The organism is Mojavia sp., assembly GCF_059505145.1.
Window position 1 is genome coordinate 101,414 of the sequence record NZ_JCACKA010000053.1, and the last position, 13,623, is coordinate 115,036.

15 protein-coding genes and 1 tRNA gene are annotated in these 13,623 nt (G+C 43.3%); 8 read left to right on the top strand and 8 right to left on the bottom strand.

The window, feature by feature from the left end:
- Nucleotides 1–53: 53 nt before the first annotated feature.
- The 5 genes from AC5JL8_RS10855 to AC5JL8_RS10875 all read right to left on the bottom strand — a co-directional run bounded on the left by AC5JL8_RS10855 (nucleotide 54) and on the right by AC5JL8_RS10875 (nucleotide 4,173).
- Nucleotides 54–1,268: an ATP phosphoribosyltransferase regulatory subunit gene (locus tag AC5JL8_RS10855; RefSeq protein WP_495879785.1), complete on the bottom strand. Its 1,215-nt coding sequence runs from the start codon at nucleotides 1,266–1,268 to the stop codon at nucleotides 54–56.
- On the bottom strand, nucleotides 1,268–2,230 hold the full coding sequence (locus tag AC5JL8_RS10860) for a J domain-containing protein (protein ID WP_495879786.1): 963 nt from the start codon (nucleotides 2,228–2,230) through the stop codon (nucleotides 1,268–1,270). Before AC5JL8_RS10860 ends, AC5JL8_RS10855 begins: the two co-directional genes overlap by 1 nt.
- A 118-nt stretch (nucleotides 2,231–2,348) precedes the next feature.
- A complete protein-coding gene (locus AC5JL8_RS10865; protein ID WP_495879787.1) occupies nucleotides 2,349–3,161 on the bottom strand; it encodes an inositol monophosphatase family protein in 813 nt (270 codons plus the stop codon).
- 64 nt (nucleotides 3,162–3,225) lie between these two features.
- A complete protein-coding gene (locus AC5JL8_RS10870) occupies nucleotides 3,226–3,786 on the bottom strand; it encodes a thermonuclease family protein (protein WP_495879820.1) in 561 nt (186 codons plus the stop codon).
- 18 nt (nucleotides 3,787–3,804) lie between these two features.
- Nucleotides 3,805–4,173: a 2Fe-2S iron-sulfur cluster-binding protein gene (locus tag AC5JL8_RS10875; protein WP_495879788.1), complete on the bottom strand. Its 369-nt coding sequence runs from the start codon at nucleotides 4,171–4,173 to the stop codon at nucleotides 3,805–3,807.
- 92 nt (nucleotides 4,174–4,265) lie between these two features.
- Between AC5JL8_RS10875 and AC5JL8_RS10880 the strand changes: the two genes are divergently transcribed.
- Both AC5JL8_RS10880 and AC5JL8_RS10885 read left to right on the top strand, forming a co-directional pair.
- Nucleotides 4,266–4,352, top strand: a tRNA-Ser gene (locus tag AC5JL8_RS10880).
- A gap of 151 nt (nucleotides 4,353–4,503) precedes the next feature.
- Entirely contained in the window at nucleotides 4,504–5,067 is a 564-nt protein-coding gene (locus AC5JL8_RS10885) for a Uma2 family endonuclease (RefSeq protein WP_495879789.1), read from the top strand.
- Nucleotides 5,068–5,226: 159 nt separating this feature from the next.
- Here AC5JL8_RS10885 and AC5JL8_RS10890 read toward each other — a convergent pair whose 3' ends face one another.
- Nucleotides 5,227–5,634 carry a hypothetical protein gene (locus AC5JL8_RS10890; RefSeq protein ID WP_495879790.1) on the bottom strand — a complete coding sequence of 136 codons (408 nt, stop codon included), beginning with the start codon at nucleotides 5,632–5,634 and terminating at the stop codon, nucleotides 5,227–5,229.
- A 2-nt stretch (nucleotides 5,635–5,636) separates the two neighbouring features.
- Nucleotides 5,637–6,515, bottom strand: coding sequence for a hypothetical protein (locus AC5JL8_RS10895; RefSeq protein ID WP_495879791.1), 879 nt, complete (start codon nucleotides 6,513–6,515; stop codon nucleotides 5,637–5,639).
- Between the two features lie 294 nt (nucleotides 6,516–6,809).
- Here AC5JL8_RS10895 and AC5JL8_RS10900 point away from each other — a divergent pair, with 294 nt between their 5' ends.
- From AC5JL8_RS10900 to AC5JL8_RS10910, 3 genes are all read left to right on the top strand, one after another.
- Nucleotides 6,810–7,295, top strand: a complete 486-nt coding sequence (locus tag AC5JL8_RS10900) for a helix-turn-helix transcriptional regulator (protein WP_495879792.1) — start codon at nucleotides 6,810–6,812, stop codon at nucleotides 7,293–7,295.
- Between the two features lie 65 nt (nucleotides 7,296–7,360).
- Nucleotides 7,361–7,591: a DUF2281 domain-containing protein gene (locus AC5JL8_RS10905; RefSeq protein ID WP_495879793.1), complete on the top strand. Its 231-nt coding sequence runs from the start codon at nucleotides 7,361–7,363 to the stop codon at nucleotides 7,589–7,591.
- The gene (locus AC5JL8_RS10910) at nucleotides 7,585–7,932 is read left to right on the top strand and encodes a type II toxin-antitoxin system PemK/MazF family toxin (protein WP_495879794.1); all 348 of its coding nucleotides are present in this window, start codon (nucleotides 7,585–7,587) and stop codon (nucleotides 7,930–7,932) included. The genes AC5JL8_RS10905 and AC5JL8_RS10910 overlap by 7 nt, the downstream gene beginning before the upstream one ends.
- An 82-nt stretch (nucleotides 7,933–8,014) precedes the next feature.
- Here the strand turns inward: AC5JL8_RS10910 and AC5JL8_RS10915 are convergent, their stop codons facing one another.
- Entirely contained in the window at nucleotides 8,015–9,799 is a 1,785-nt protein-coding gene (locus tag AC5JL8_RS10915; protein ID WP_495879795.1) for an SWIM zinc finger family protein, read from the bottom strand.
- A gap of 468 nt (nucleotides 9,800–10,267) precedes the next feature.
- Between AC5JL8_RS10915 and lpdA the strand changes: the two genes are divergently transcribed.
- The 3 genes from lpdA to AC5JL8_RS10930 all read left to right on the top strand — a co-directional run bounded on the left by lpdA (nucleotide 10,268) and on the right by AC5JL8_RS10930 (nucleotide 13,389).
- On the top strand, nucleotides 10,268–11,698 hold the full coding sequence (gene lpdA / locus AC5JL8_RS10920) for a dihydrolipoyl dehydrogenase (protein WP_495879796.1): 1,431 nt from the start codon (nucleotides 10,268–10,270) through the stop codon (nucleotides 11,696–11,698).
- A gap of 336 nt (nucleotides 11,699–12,034) precedes the next feature.
- Nucleotides 12,035–12,925: an indole-3-glycerol phosphate synthase TrpC gene (gene trpC, locus AC5JL8_RS10925; protein WP_495879821.1), complete on the top strand. Its 891-nt coding sequence runs from the start codon at nucleotides 12,035–12,037 to the stop codon at nucleotides 12,923–12,925.
- A gap of 215 nt (nucleotides 12,926–13,140) precedes the next feature.
- On the top strand, nucleotides 13,141–13,389 hold the full coding sequence (locus AC5JL8_RS10930) for a DUF5340 domain-containing protein (RefSeq protein ID WP_495879822.1): 249 nt from the start codon (nucleotides 13,141–13,143) through the stop codon (nucleotides 13,387–13,389).
- Nucleotides 13,390–13,623: the final 234 nt, after the last annotated feature.

A 13,623-nucleotide genomic window follows, 5' to 3' on the forward strand; every position in this document is an offset into this window, starting at 1 on the left:
TGATTCCCTCTGTTTTGATCGGCTATTTCTAGCCTAGCAATTAGAAAAATTTCCTACGAATTTAATGGTTCTATTGTTGGTGAGCCATCAGCTTGAATCCAAGCAATTTGGGCAATGCTGCGATCGCGTGCATATTGCCGGATCGCATCTGGGTTTCTTCCTCCCAAATCCATTTCTACCCGTACTAGTTCGGTAGAATATCGTAGTTTTTGCGCGTAGGCAAAAGCAGCAGCCTCAGCACTAGCAGTCTCTGGTACTACTAACCAATCACTCGCTGGGGGAGCCTGCGGTAATTGCTGAGTAGACAAGATAATTTGGTATAAATCTTCAATGTTGAGGGCAAAGCCTATGCCAGGAATATTTTCTCCTTGGGGATGATATAGCCCCAAAAGCTGATCGTATCGACCACCTCTTCCTAAAACCTGGGCTTGTCCTTCAATATCACTGACGACTTCAAACACAATACCGGTGTAGTAATCTATGGTTTGAATTAGGCTGAGGTCGAGGATTAAAGGAACATTTCCTTTTGATTCGAGTAACTCAACTAAAGACGTGAGGTTTTTGACAGCTTCTTGTTGCTCTTTGTCTAAATCTAGATTATTGACTTGTCGCAATACTTCGGTACTCGTACCACGCAAATCCAAAATCATTTTGGCACGATCGCGCAGTTCGCTGCTGAGGGGTAAATTATCTATGGTAATGCGGTCGAGATTGGCGATCGCACTGCGAATTTTACCTTGTAAATGACTCGGAAAAGCATTCAATAGCGATCGTGTGATTCCCGCCTCACCTAAAATTAAATGCCACCCCTGCAACGAAAGCGCGGCTAAACAGTCTGCCACTAACAACAGCACTTCGGCGTTTGCTAGTAATCCAACAGCTCCCAGCAACTCAACTCCAGCTTGATAAAACTCTTGCTGACGATTATGCCTGTTTTCCCAAATCCGGCGAAATACATTGGCATTGTAGTATAGCCGTTGCGGATAAGTAGCACCTGCCATCCGAGTGACAACAGTGCGAGCAATAGAAGCTGTGAGTTCTGGACGTAGCCCTAATTCTTCATCTTCAGCATTTTGGAGTTGAATTACCGTTTGACGCTGAATTGCTTCCCCCGCCATCAGGGTATCCATGCGCTCCAGCGTCGAGGTGATAATTCTGTGATATCCCCAACGGTGAAATACTTGCTGCAACCTATCTTCAATCCAGCGTTTTTGAGCCACATCCAAAGGTAATAAATCCCTGGCTCCCGCTGCTGGTTGATACACCATTATTTTTTCTTCCCACCAAACAAACCACCAAACAAACCACCATTCCCAGAGTTATCTGATTTACCAACTGTCTTGGATGGTGAATTAGTGTTAGAACCACTAGATTTTTGCCCCAAAGCCTTGTCTAATTTGGGTTTCCATTCCAAAGCTATTTGGTCTTTGGGGTCTAACTTCAGCGCATTGTCAAAGTGAATTTTTGCCATTTTCAGCTGATTTTGCTTTAAGTACACCAATCCTATCAGGCTATGGCAACGACTATTCTTTGGTTCTAGTTTGAGAGCATCTTGCAACTCTACCTGAGCTGGGGCGAATTGGTTTTTGTCGATCAAACTTTGAGCGCGACGAAAATAGTGTTCTAGTGCTGAATCTTCTTTGACAGGTGCTGGTGGTGGTACATCCTGATTTTTTTTTGTCGGATTTGATGTTGGCGTAGCTGAAGTACTCTTGGGTTGAACAGGTGGTGGCGCTGCTAATGATTTGGCAGCAGTTCGCATTAAGTAAACTAAATTCAACTCACTAATTTGGGCAATAATTTGCGGTACTGGCTGCAATGAATCATATTGGGTTTCTGCAATTTTCGCGATCGCAGTTTTATAAAGGTGATCTATATTTGCTTCCGGGGCAGTAGCTAGCTGTTTACCCAACTCAGTGTGAATTTCTACCGAAGTAGCTTCTTGTACTAAACGCTTACCCATTTGAGACAGAACTATAATATACTCTGCGCGATTGCGTTCCACAGAAAGTTTTTCATAAGCTGGGTTAACCAACTTTGATAAAAACTCGCTAGATGCCTCCTTGTCCGCAGCATTTGCAGCAGCATTGGTATCAGGATGCAAGCGACGGGCAATTTTGAGATAGCGTTTGCGGATCTCTGTGATATCCGCATCAACGGGAACGCACAAAACTGCGTGATGATCTGTCAAATCATATTTAAAAAGTCCGCGCTCTATTTTCAACAACATATAGGGGTATGCACCAAAGGAGCAAAAAGATTCTTTCTAGTTTACTTCGGTGCATTAGTGATTTGTCAGTAGGCAATTGTTAAAAGTCATACAATTAATTAGTTATTTTTCCATCACCTCATTTCCAAGTTGATAGTGGTGGAATTTGCATCAGTTCACGGCTGAGGGTGTCGTGAATATAACCATTCGTAGCGAGAATTCTACCAGACTCAATTTTTAAGGGAGAACCATCGTAAGCGGTGACTTTCCCTCCAGCCTCTTGTAATAAAATGACACCCGCAGCAATATCCCAAGGAGAAAGTCCCCTTTCCCAGTAGCCATCAAAACGCCCACAGGCAACATAAGCCAAATCCATTGATGCCGAACCACTGCGCCTGACTCCTTGAGTCAGATGGGTGAGGTGACAAAATTCTGCGTAGTTGTTGTCAGAAGTTTCGCGGCGATCGTAGGCAAATCCTGTTACTAACAGACTCTTACCTAATTCAGAAGCCCCTGAAACTTGAATAGGGCGACGATTGCGTGTTGCTCCTAAGCCAGCAGCAGCACGGAATAACTCATCATGAAAAGGGTTATAAATTACACCGACTTGTGGAACGCCATTAATTAATAGCCCGATGGAAACAGCAAAACAAGGATATTGGTGGGCATAGTTAGTTGTGCCATCTAGAGGATCAATTGCCCAAAGATATTCATTGTCTTGATTTCCTAGTTTCCCTGATTCCTCGGCCAAGATGGAATGCTGAGGAAAGTGACGACGCAAAATTTCTAAAATCACAACTTCCGCAGCTTTATCAGCCGCTGTGACTAAATCACCAGGGCGTCCTTTTTCTGTAATTGCATCTTCTAATTTACCCCAGTACCCCTGCAACACAGCACCCGCAGCTAACGCCGCTTCGGTCGCAATGTCTAGAAAAATTTGTAGATTAGTCATTAGTTATTAGTTCTCTTGTAACCCTTGTCTACCCAGTCCCCAATCCCCAGCCCCTAATCCCCCTTTAACGATATTGGCGACGAAACTCAGCAGGAGTAAGACGCATGGGTTTTTCTGATTGCCAAATTCCTTGCCCCATGAGTCTAGCCCATTGTTGAGCGCGTTCTAAACGCTGGTCATATTTATGATTAGGCGATCGCCCGACAAATAGTGCATACCCTTGTTTCACTATTTCTTCGTTCAACAACACCTTATCTTTCCACACATAGGCTAAAGTCCGGTTAACTTTGTCTTTTGCCTCTAGATCAAACTCCAGCGTTACAACTTGTTCTGCACCGCCAATTAGCGTTTCTAACGCTTGTCTGGCGTTCTCTCCCCAAGGACGCTGACGTATATCTGGTGCATCAATACCAATTAACCGCACTTGGGAAATCAAGTTTGGTTGTTCAGCTACACCTAGAACTTCCAAACTTTGCCCACTGACCACCCGCGCTACTTTCACCTGTATCTGATTAGCTGTAGGCTGATTTTTGGCTTGGCAACTGACTAGCAGTAATAGACAAGCCAATATAATTATTCTGCGCGTCCAAATGCCAAGACGCTTCACCAAAGCCTGAATTTGCATCTTTGCGCGAACCAAATCTTAATCCTCATCTAACGGTAAACCCGCCTTAACTTTCCCCCTAGCAAAATAGCGCCCAAACTGGAGTTCATAGACTTCATCTTCGTCTTGTGTCTCCACCTCCAAGTCAGAACGGGGATAACTCACACATAATAGGGCATAACCTTTCCGCCGTAACTCAGGCGACAATCCAATTGCCTCTGGTTGGTAAATTTCTCCTGATAGCACCCTGACAGCACAAGTAGTACAAGCACCATTGCGGCAAGAAAATGGCAATTCTGATCCTTGTTGTTCAACACTGTGCAGGATGTAGCGGTCTTCTGGCACTCTTAGGGTGTATTCTTTGCCTGTAGTGCGATCGTGAACTTTAATTGTGTATGTTTGGGACATCTTGATTCGGGATTTTAGCTTTACTCTCAAATGTCTTCTTTTATCTTTGCATTTTCTGCGATTTCATTGTAGAATTGTAAATCGTGGCACCTGGAGAGGTGGCCGAGTGGTTGAAGGCGCAGCACTGGAAATGCTGTTATGCAGCAATGTATACGAGGGTTCGAATCCCTCCCTCTCCGTTTAAAAAGCTTGTTTAAATATATACTTTGAACCCATGTTCTACAAACATTAGGGTTTATTTGCACTATTAGCTATCAGATAATGACAGTAAATCACTAGAATCGATAGACTGGAAAAAGCAAAAGCACTGAACTGTCCGGCTTAACTGATATGGTTTTAGGTATTCGCCTGTTAACAGTTCAAGACTATCACCGCATGGCGGAGGCTGGAATTTTTCATCCAGAAGAACGGGTTGAGTTAATTGCGGGGCAAATAATTCGGATGGCAGCCAAGGGAACCGCCCATGAGTCAGCGATTACTCGCACGGAAAGATTATTGCGGAACCGCTTAGGCGATCGCGTTTTATTGCGATTTCAGTCTCCTGTGCAATTGAATGATTATTCTGAACCAGAACCAGATGTGGCTGTGGTAATTCCCGATTCCTTGGATTACGATGACCACCATCCCACTCCATCTGAAATATTTCTGATTATTGAAGTAGCTGATACCAGTCTCAAATATGACCGAGAGGTGAAAGCATCTATCTATGCCAAGTCGGGTATTTTAGATTACTGGGTTTTAGATGTAAATGGGCGGAAGCTTCATGTTTATCGCTTACCGAGCCAAGAAGGTTATCAAAGTGAGACAATTATTGCAGAGGATGTGCAAATTTCACCCTCAGCTTTTCCTGAATGCATAATTACGGTGCGGGAAATGTTAAGACCCATGATTTAAATAATTTTATTAGCGATCGCCTGAATATTTGCGAGTAATAAAAATAGGCGATCGCACTTGACATCAATATAAAAAAATCAGTGCGATCGCTACATGACAAACTTATTTAATAATCCTAAAATTTTTGTTTGCATTCATCATTCATGCGGCTTTTCCTTATCAAATTGTCCATTCATGCTGTGGATTGTCGAGAGCCGCTCTCACTGATGTCAAATCTGCAAAGTCTTTAAATGGACTAGATTTTGCTAGTTCAGTGATGGAATGCAGGAATAAACTTAATTGCTTATTATCACCCTGTGCAATTGCCTGATCGACTTTCTCAAACAGAAAACGAAAATTATTTGCTCGTTCATCAAATGAGCTTTCAAGATACTTTATCAGAACATCACGATTAGCTTGAACCTGGGCAATTGTTGTTTTTTCCCAGGCTTCGATATCACGTCGTTTAGTCTGTTCTTCTTGTGCAACTTTCTTGTAATCAGTGTAGGCTTCAATAATAGCGTGTAAGCTTTGAAGAGCATCTGCACCTGTTCCCAATACTTCTACATGAACTTTCTTAGCTGTCATGTTTATTTACCTGGTAGGGTGCGGTATTTTTCTAAAATGGTGACAGTGCCAAGATTAAGTTTTCCTTCACTGTTCAAGACTGGGGTTTTCAGAATTTCTACAAGTGCTTTCATCAGAAGTCCTACCTGTTGAAACTTCTCGGCATCTCTGTTTGAATCAAAAGCTTGAAATTCAAGTTCGTTCAGTCCTTTAACAGCAAGAGTGTTTAGGGATTCAAAAACAGTTTTTAACTCAGTAATGCGCTGTTTTACTTGTATTGCATAATCATCGGCAGCGTAAATTTCAGTAACTGCTTCATTGACTTTGGCTACATATTCTTGCGCTTTGGTCATGGCTTTTTCACCTTCACAAGCCGCAAAAAAGCCACCAATAGCCAAAGCTGGAATAGCAGTGATACCACCTAGCACCCACACACCAAGAGCCATACCACCGCCGAACCATGCCAACATTGCATTAGTGGCTGCGGCTCCACTGAGGCTTGAGATAGCTGTTCCGGTGCTTGCCACTCCTATAGAAGTAGCAACACCTATAGCACTCCCATAACCTGCTGCTGCGGCTCCAGCGGCTTTAGCACCAGCCATGAAATACTGTTCTGCTGCTATGGCAGCAGCTTTATATTCTTGTATCTGCTGAACTGAAAAGTCTAGACCTTCTAAAAGCCGCTTCTCGCTTTCGGAAGCTTTTCTACCAGTGCGTTCAAGAAAATCAACAAAACGCTTAATCGTGTCTTTAATGACCTTGAGTTGGAGTTGGCCATACTCAGCTGCTAACTTGTTAGTAGCTTCTTCCTCTTCTTTCAACCATTCAACAGCACGTTCATATCGCTCTTGAGCGCCTTTGGCAAGTTCATTAGCTTTATGACCAAGGTAAAATGAAACCATCAAATGCTCCTTAGTGTAATTTTTAGTAATGTATTATCACTGAAGCTAAACGGCTAACAAGTGTTAGTGGTTAAGTTAGCCTAGCTGTAGGAATCAGCCATAAAAAGCTTTTGTGGAACACAAGCAAAACTCGCCCATAACATAGCGCCATCAATTTTTATACGTATTATTACGCATTTAAATTTAAAACTAATATTTTTTAATGCTAAATTTAAAAATAATCAGAATGTACTAGCAACAATTAGAGCTTAGGCTAGGATAAGGCTAGGAACTTCTATATCAAGAATCAGAGCAATGACATCTATTGATCAGCAATTCACCCAGGCTGCAAAGTACTGGGATTTGGAAACGCTGTACACAGACATTTCATCCGCCAAGGGAAAGCGTTTGACACCAGTCGAAAAACTACACTTGCGCGGGTTGCTTTGTGGTTACAGTCCGGCTGAAATAGCTGAAAAGCTCAATAAGAACATCAAAGGTGTCGAAGTTGACCTTTGTAATACTTTGTATAAGTATGTGAAGAATTTAGTGGATAAATCTGATGAAAAGGTAGAAAACTGGCGAAATATTACTGAATGGCTTGAAGAAGCAGGATATAAAAATCAAATATCTAATCAAATTAAATTAAGTGATAATCTACCAGTAGAATTATTAGTTAAAAAAACAAATATAAGTTTCGACAACAATAAAATAATAGTTGACATTAATCTTAGAATAGTAGCCTCATCAATTTCAGAAGAGCTAATCATAGAAAAATTTAACACCAATGGCAAGAGTTGATATTCAAAAAACACGAGTTTTACAGAGTATCCTAGAAATAAAATCACAACTAAAAGGCATATCTTATGGCTGTACATGATGAAACTATTGCAAAGATTCGCCTTCTTCCAGATTCTCTGGTTCAAGAGGTCAGTGATTTTATAGACTTCCTTGTTTGGAAGTATGGCACTAAAGACTCTTCATCATGGTTTCAATCTATGGAATCTTTAGATCTAGTAGAATCAGACTTTTCTGACTACCTATCCAATTTAGAAGACTATGAGAATCGTTTAGCCCGTGGGGAAATCAAGTGGTAGAAATTATGCGGGGGGATGTGATTCTTTGCGATCTAAATCCAGTGATAGGTACAGAACAAGCAGGAATTAGACCTGTTGTGGTTCTACAAATTGATCAAGCGAATGCTGTTAGTCCTCACACAATAATTGCACCTTTTACATCTAAGATTCGGCGTGCTCTTTTACCATCTCATGTATTTGTTTCTTTAGGAGTTGCTGGATTAAACCAAGACTCCGTAATACTTTGTGAGCAAATTCGAGCCATTGATAAATCCAGAATCATTAGAGTTATTGGTCATCTAGATCATGATTATATAGAGCAATTAGCATTGGCATTGTGTACAATTCTCGGTTTGCAGTAGATGTAAGATGCGTTAACGACAGCGTAACGTACCCTACAAAAATTGCAGGTTCCCAAGTGATGATATTAAATAGCTTTGTCTATCATTCCATGCCCTTTTCCTTAAATAATCCCATCAATTTACGCTTGCGTCCGTGGATTTCCATCAACTCGGCTTTATAGCTAGCCCAATCTGCTTTTCTCCCAGATTCTAAATAGGCGGCGCGTGCCTTTTTTAACCACTGAACTGCATGATCATAATATTCTGCCTTACCTGCATCTATAATTAACTCGGCACGGCGACAGGCATTAGAAATCACCCAGTCAGGATTGTGAGATATTGCAGCATCCATGACTCGATAAATTAACTCAGAATTGTAGGAACTAAAATCATTTACAGTTGCGATCGCATCATCAATTAGTCCTTCATGTAAATAAATATTCACCTTGGCTGACTCCGTTCCCCAGCCATTATAGGTGCGGATGATTTGCAACAATTCTGCTTTGACACTTGCCCAGTTTTCCCCTGCCAATTCTTCTAACTTCTGGTAGTCAAATAAAGAAGGCTTGGCTTGAAAAGCAGCCTTTCTTGCTAATAAAGCAGCCTCCCGATTACCCAACTCTTCAGCTAAATCACTCATCCATAGCCCCAAGCTATACTGACAATTTCCTGGTAACTTTAATCCACTTTCAGCAATGTCTAATGCTTGTGGCAACGATTTCTGTTCTGTGAGTGTTTTCGCTAGGGCAAAAGCTTCTTCCATTGTGTTCATCTGCGTTTGAGCAGCCTCAACTGCTTCCTCTACCCTACCTAAGCGCCCTAACATGGTCAAATATTGTTGAGTTTGTCCTTCCGCTTCTGCCAGATACAAGTATTCTTGGTAACGTTCCTGACGTTCGAGAATTTTTAGCCGAATCAATGCCAAATCATCGGCATAGTCTGGTATTTCTCCTTCCCAAACTCCTCTTTCTGTGATGTTACCCTGGAGAACCTGCACCAGTGGCGGGTAATCCCAGCCTTGGCGCAAAGCTTCTGAAACTAATCCAAAATCAGCGTCCCACTCATCTTGCCATGCTTCCAAATTTATTTGGATATCAACTTTTTCTTCTGGGGTGAGTTCGGCGGTGAGAATTGCTTCACACCAAGCATCATTTAATTCCTGAACAATCTCATCGTTATCAGCACCGTACTCTGCAACATCATCCCAATTTTCTACACACGCAGAGGTAATCGCTTCTAAAATAGCGATCGCATTATTACCATCTCCCCGTTCGCTCAAATCTACAGCAGTTTGCACAACACCGAGCAATTCTTCGGTAATCGGGTCATCATCATAACCATCTTCCCAAGCACGCACCGCATCCCGAAGAATCTGGCGCACTTGCTGCCCAAAAGGTTTGGGATTAATGGTAGCTTGGCGTACAGGTTTAGCTTTTTTGGCACTTTGTTGTTTGGCAACAGGATGTACAATCAAATTGACATGGCGATCAATTGCCTCTATCAGTCTGGGGTATTCTGCCACCAACTCTTGCAGTAATCTTTGGGTTTGAAGATGATCCAGACGATTCAGGAGTTGCTCTAAAGTAGGACGCTCCTCTACAATTTCTGGCCGACGCATACAGACGAGCATTGTGGCTACGATATGTTTACACCAACCATCTAAATCGTAGGCACAGGTGCAGTTGGCAGAATTCAGCCCCTCATTATTGAGACAAAGGCGGACTTGATAGGGCTTAACTTCATTCCCTTCTACTTCTGCTTGTAGCAGATTGCCACGTTGGGTGAGGGAGATGACAGCATCTGCTTCATAATATGCCTCGCCACGCTGAAAAGATTTGGCGTTGGCATTGCGGCGGATAGTAAATTCACTAAAATTAGGAATTAACATTGAGCGATCGCTTACTTCAATCCTGTGCGTGCCAAGATTTTAAACCCTGGTTGAGCGTGAAGTTTAAACGTTGCAAACAAACTCAAAGGTTGGGGATTGGGTATTGGGGATTGGGGATTGGGGACTGGAGATTGGGTATTGGGTGAAGAGAACAAGGAGCATGGGGGATGGGGGAACAACTTGGAGCAAGATTTAATCATAGTTCTTTCCCCTTGTCCCCTTGTCCCCTTGTCCCCTTGTCTCCCCTGCACCCCTGCTTTTTCCCAGTCCCCAGTCCCCAGTAACTGGTAAATTTAAGTATTAAATGAAGTGAGTATACAAGTTTGGCTATGATACTGAAGATATTCAGTCTCTTTGCCTGCTAGCGTAAATCATAAATTTGATTTAGCAATAGCCGAACCTCAAAGGGGTTGCACTGGTTGCTAGTCAAGTTGAGAATAAAAAGGCGAAGCACACGGGGAAACTAACGTGAGTCATGGATTCGATTACGATTTAGTTATTATAGGCGCTGGTGTAGGTGGTCATGGCGCAGCCCTACACGCCGTAAGCTGCGGTCTCAAAACAGCGATTATTGAAGCAGCTGACATGGGGGGAACCTGTGTCAACCGGGGTTGTATTCCGTCGAAAGCGCTGCTAGCGGCATCAGGACGTGTGCGAGACTTACGTAATGCCCACCACCTCAAGTCGCTGGGAATTCAAGTCGGAAATGTGGAGTTTGATCGGCAAGCGATCGCCAATCATGCCGACAATCTCGTTGCCAAAATCCAAGGCGATTTAACAAATAGCCTCAAACGTCTGGGAGTCGATATCATTAAAGGCTGGGGAAAAGTAGCTGGCACACAAAAAGTTAGTGTCAGTGGTGATGGTGGTGAAAAAACTATCACAGCTAAAGACATCATCCTTTCTCCCGGTTCAGTACCCTTTGTTCCTCCGGGGATTGAAGTAGACGGCAAAACTGTTTTTACTAGTGACCAAGGTGTAAAGTTAGAATCGCTACCAAACTGGGTGGCAATTATTGGCAGTGGTTACATTGGCTTGGAATTTTCTGATATTTACTCGGCTTTGGGCTGTGAAATCACGATGATTGAAGCCCTAGATCAGCTAATGCCAGGATTTGACCGCGACATTGCCAAACTTGCCGAACGGGTGCTGATTACTCCCCGCGATATTGAAACTAAAGTGGGAATATACGCCAAAAAAGTCATACCTGGTTCTCCGGTGGTGATTGAGTTAGCAGATTTCAAAACCAAAGAAGATGTAGATGTGATCGAGGTGGATGCTTGCTTAGTAGCTACCGGACGCATCCCAGCTACTAAAAATCTCGGTTTGGATACTGTAGGTGTGGAACTTGATCGGCGCAATTTCATTCCCGTCGATGACCGCATGGCAGTGTTGTCATCTGGTGAAGTTGTACCGCATCTCTGGGCTATTGGCGATGCCAACGGTAAAATGATGCTGGCTCACGCTGCTTCTGCTCAAGGCATTGTTGCGGTGGAAAATATAGTTGGTCACCAGCGTGTCGTAGATTATCACAGCATCCCAGCAGCAGCGTTTACTCACCCAGAAATTAGCTATGTCGGCATGACGGAAACAGCAGCTAAGGAATTGGGTCAAGCTGAAGGCTTTGAAGTAGGAACTAGTAGGAGTTACTTCAAAGGTAATTCTAAAGCGTTGGCAGAAAATGAAGCAGACGGTATAGCAAAGGTAGTGTATCGCAAAGACACAGGAGAAGTCTTGGGTGTTCACATTATGGGAATGCACGCCTCAGACTTAATTCATGAAGCGTCAGCAGCGATCGCCAACCGTCAATCTGTTAATACCCTCGCTCATTTGGTTCACGCCCACCCAACACTTTCAGAAGTTCTGGACGAAGCCTATAAACGAGCGATCGCCAGTTAGGTATTGGGCATTGGGCATCGGGTGAAGAGGACAAGGAGCATGGGGGATGGGGGGACAAGGAGCAAGAGAGTTATTTATAGTTCTTTCCCCGTGTCCCCCTTCGGGTACTCTTCGAGAACCCCTTCGGGGAACGCAGTCGCCTGCGGAGGAGCCAGCGCGGTCTTGGGGGTCTCCCCCATGAGCGACTGGCGTTGGAAACCCTCCCCGAAGTTGCCACAACGCGGGTTCCCCGCGCAAGGCACTTCTCTTCGCAGCGCTGTCTCACCTTGTCCCCTTGTCCCCTGCCTCGAAGCTGCCCCCTGCTCCCCTGTTTTTTCCCAATCCCCAGTCCCCATCATGCAAATCCGTCGCCGTTCACCTAGCTCAACTGTTTCTGTCTCCGTTATACGCTATGAGGTTGCTATGCCAGATGCCACCCCCAACAACATCTTGGAGGAAATTGTCTGGCAAAAAGAAATAGAAGTTGACCAAATGCGCGAAAGAATGCCTTTGCGAGAATTGCAGAAGCAAGCACTTACAGCACCGCCAACTCGTGATTTTGTGGAGGCGTTACGACAAGGTAAGACAAAACCAGCGTTAATTGCAGAAGTCAAAAAAGCTTCTCCTAGTAAAGGTGTTTTACGAGAAGATTTTGACCCAGCAGCGATCGCTCTTTCATACCGACAAGGTGGTGCTAGTTGTCTTTCTGTACTGACAGATGTGAAGTTCTTTCAAGGCAGTTTTGACAATTTAGCTAAGGTTCGTACTGTCGTAGATTTACCGTTATTGTGTAAAGAATTTATTATCTATCCTTACCAGATGTATTTAGCCCGAATTAAGGGCGCAGACGCAGTTTTACTGATTGCGGCTATACTAAGCGATCAAGATTTGCAATACTTTATCAAAATTGCCAAGTCTCTCAATATGGCAGTCTTGATTGAGGTTCATAGTTTGGCAGAACTTGACCGAGTGTTAAGTTTAGATGGTGTCTCCTTAATAGGAATCAATAATCGCAATTTAGAAGACTTCTCCGTTGACCTGCAAACAACTTGCCAATTATTAGCTGCAAGAGGTCAGCAGTTGCAAGAACGGAACATCTTGGTGGTTAGCGAGTCAGGATTACATAACCCAGATGACCTGAGTTTAGTAGCAACAGCTGGCGCATCCGCAGTACTCATTGGTGAATCTTTGGTAAAACAACCAGATCCAGAGTTAGCGATCGCCCGTATAATACCGAGGGATTTATAAAATGCCTCTTTTGTACCTTTATAGCCACCTAATGGCGCTTAGTGCGATTGGGTACTAGGGCACGTTACAGACTCACCAATGACTTTGCTAAATCTTCATAGCCTAAACTCCCACAGGGATCAACAAATACTTGTTGCCTATGTAACAATTTACTTAGAAACACAACAACCTTGGCTTATCTAAAAATCACTAATTTGAAAAACAAGATTAACTTCATGGAGCAAATTCCTCTGCCCTCACCTATCCATTACGAACTTATACTGCAACTTTTAGAAAGACAAACTATGTCAGCAGTAAATCAAAATCCGGATTTGCGGCATCAGGTAAATCAGCTAATTATTACTCTGCGTAAAGCGGCTGTCCAACAAAAGCGCCTAGAAGAAATTTGCAAGTTTTCGTCTGTAGCGATTGACCATCGTTGGTCTATTAACCATCATGCTGAAAAAGCTGCCGCCCCCGATTGATCGGTGATAGCTTGATAGCCATTCCCAACCTCTACTTCGACATCTTTGTTCGATTTGCCTACGATTTTTGTTGAGATGTTTTCCTCAATTCTTAATCCCAGAAGTGGCAATCAGCAAGTAGACTGAGTAGGGGTACGGAATTATGAATATTATTCGCCTAACCTATATATCTCGCACCAAGCCAAATCTATAGTTTTTCTACAGATAATGCTCCTGGTAACGGAGGCAAAATTT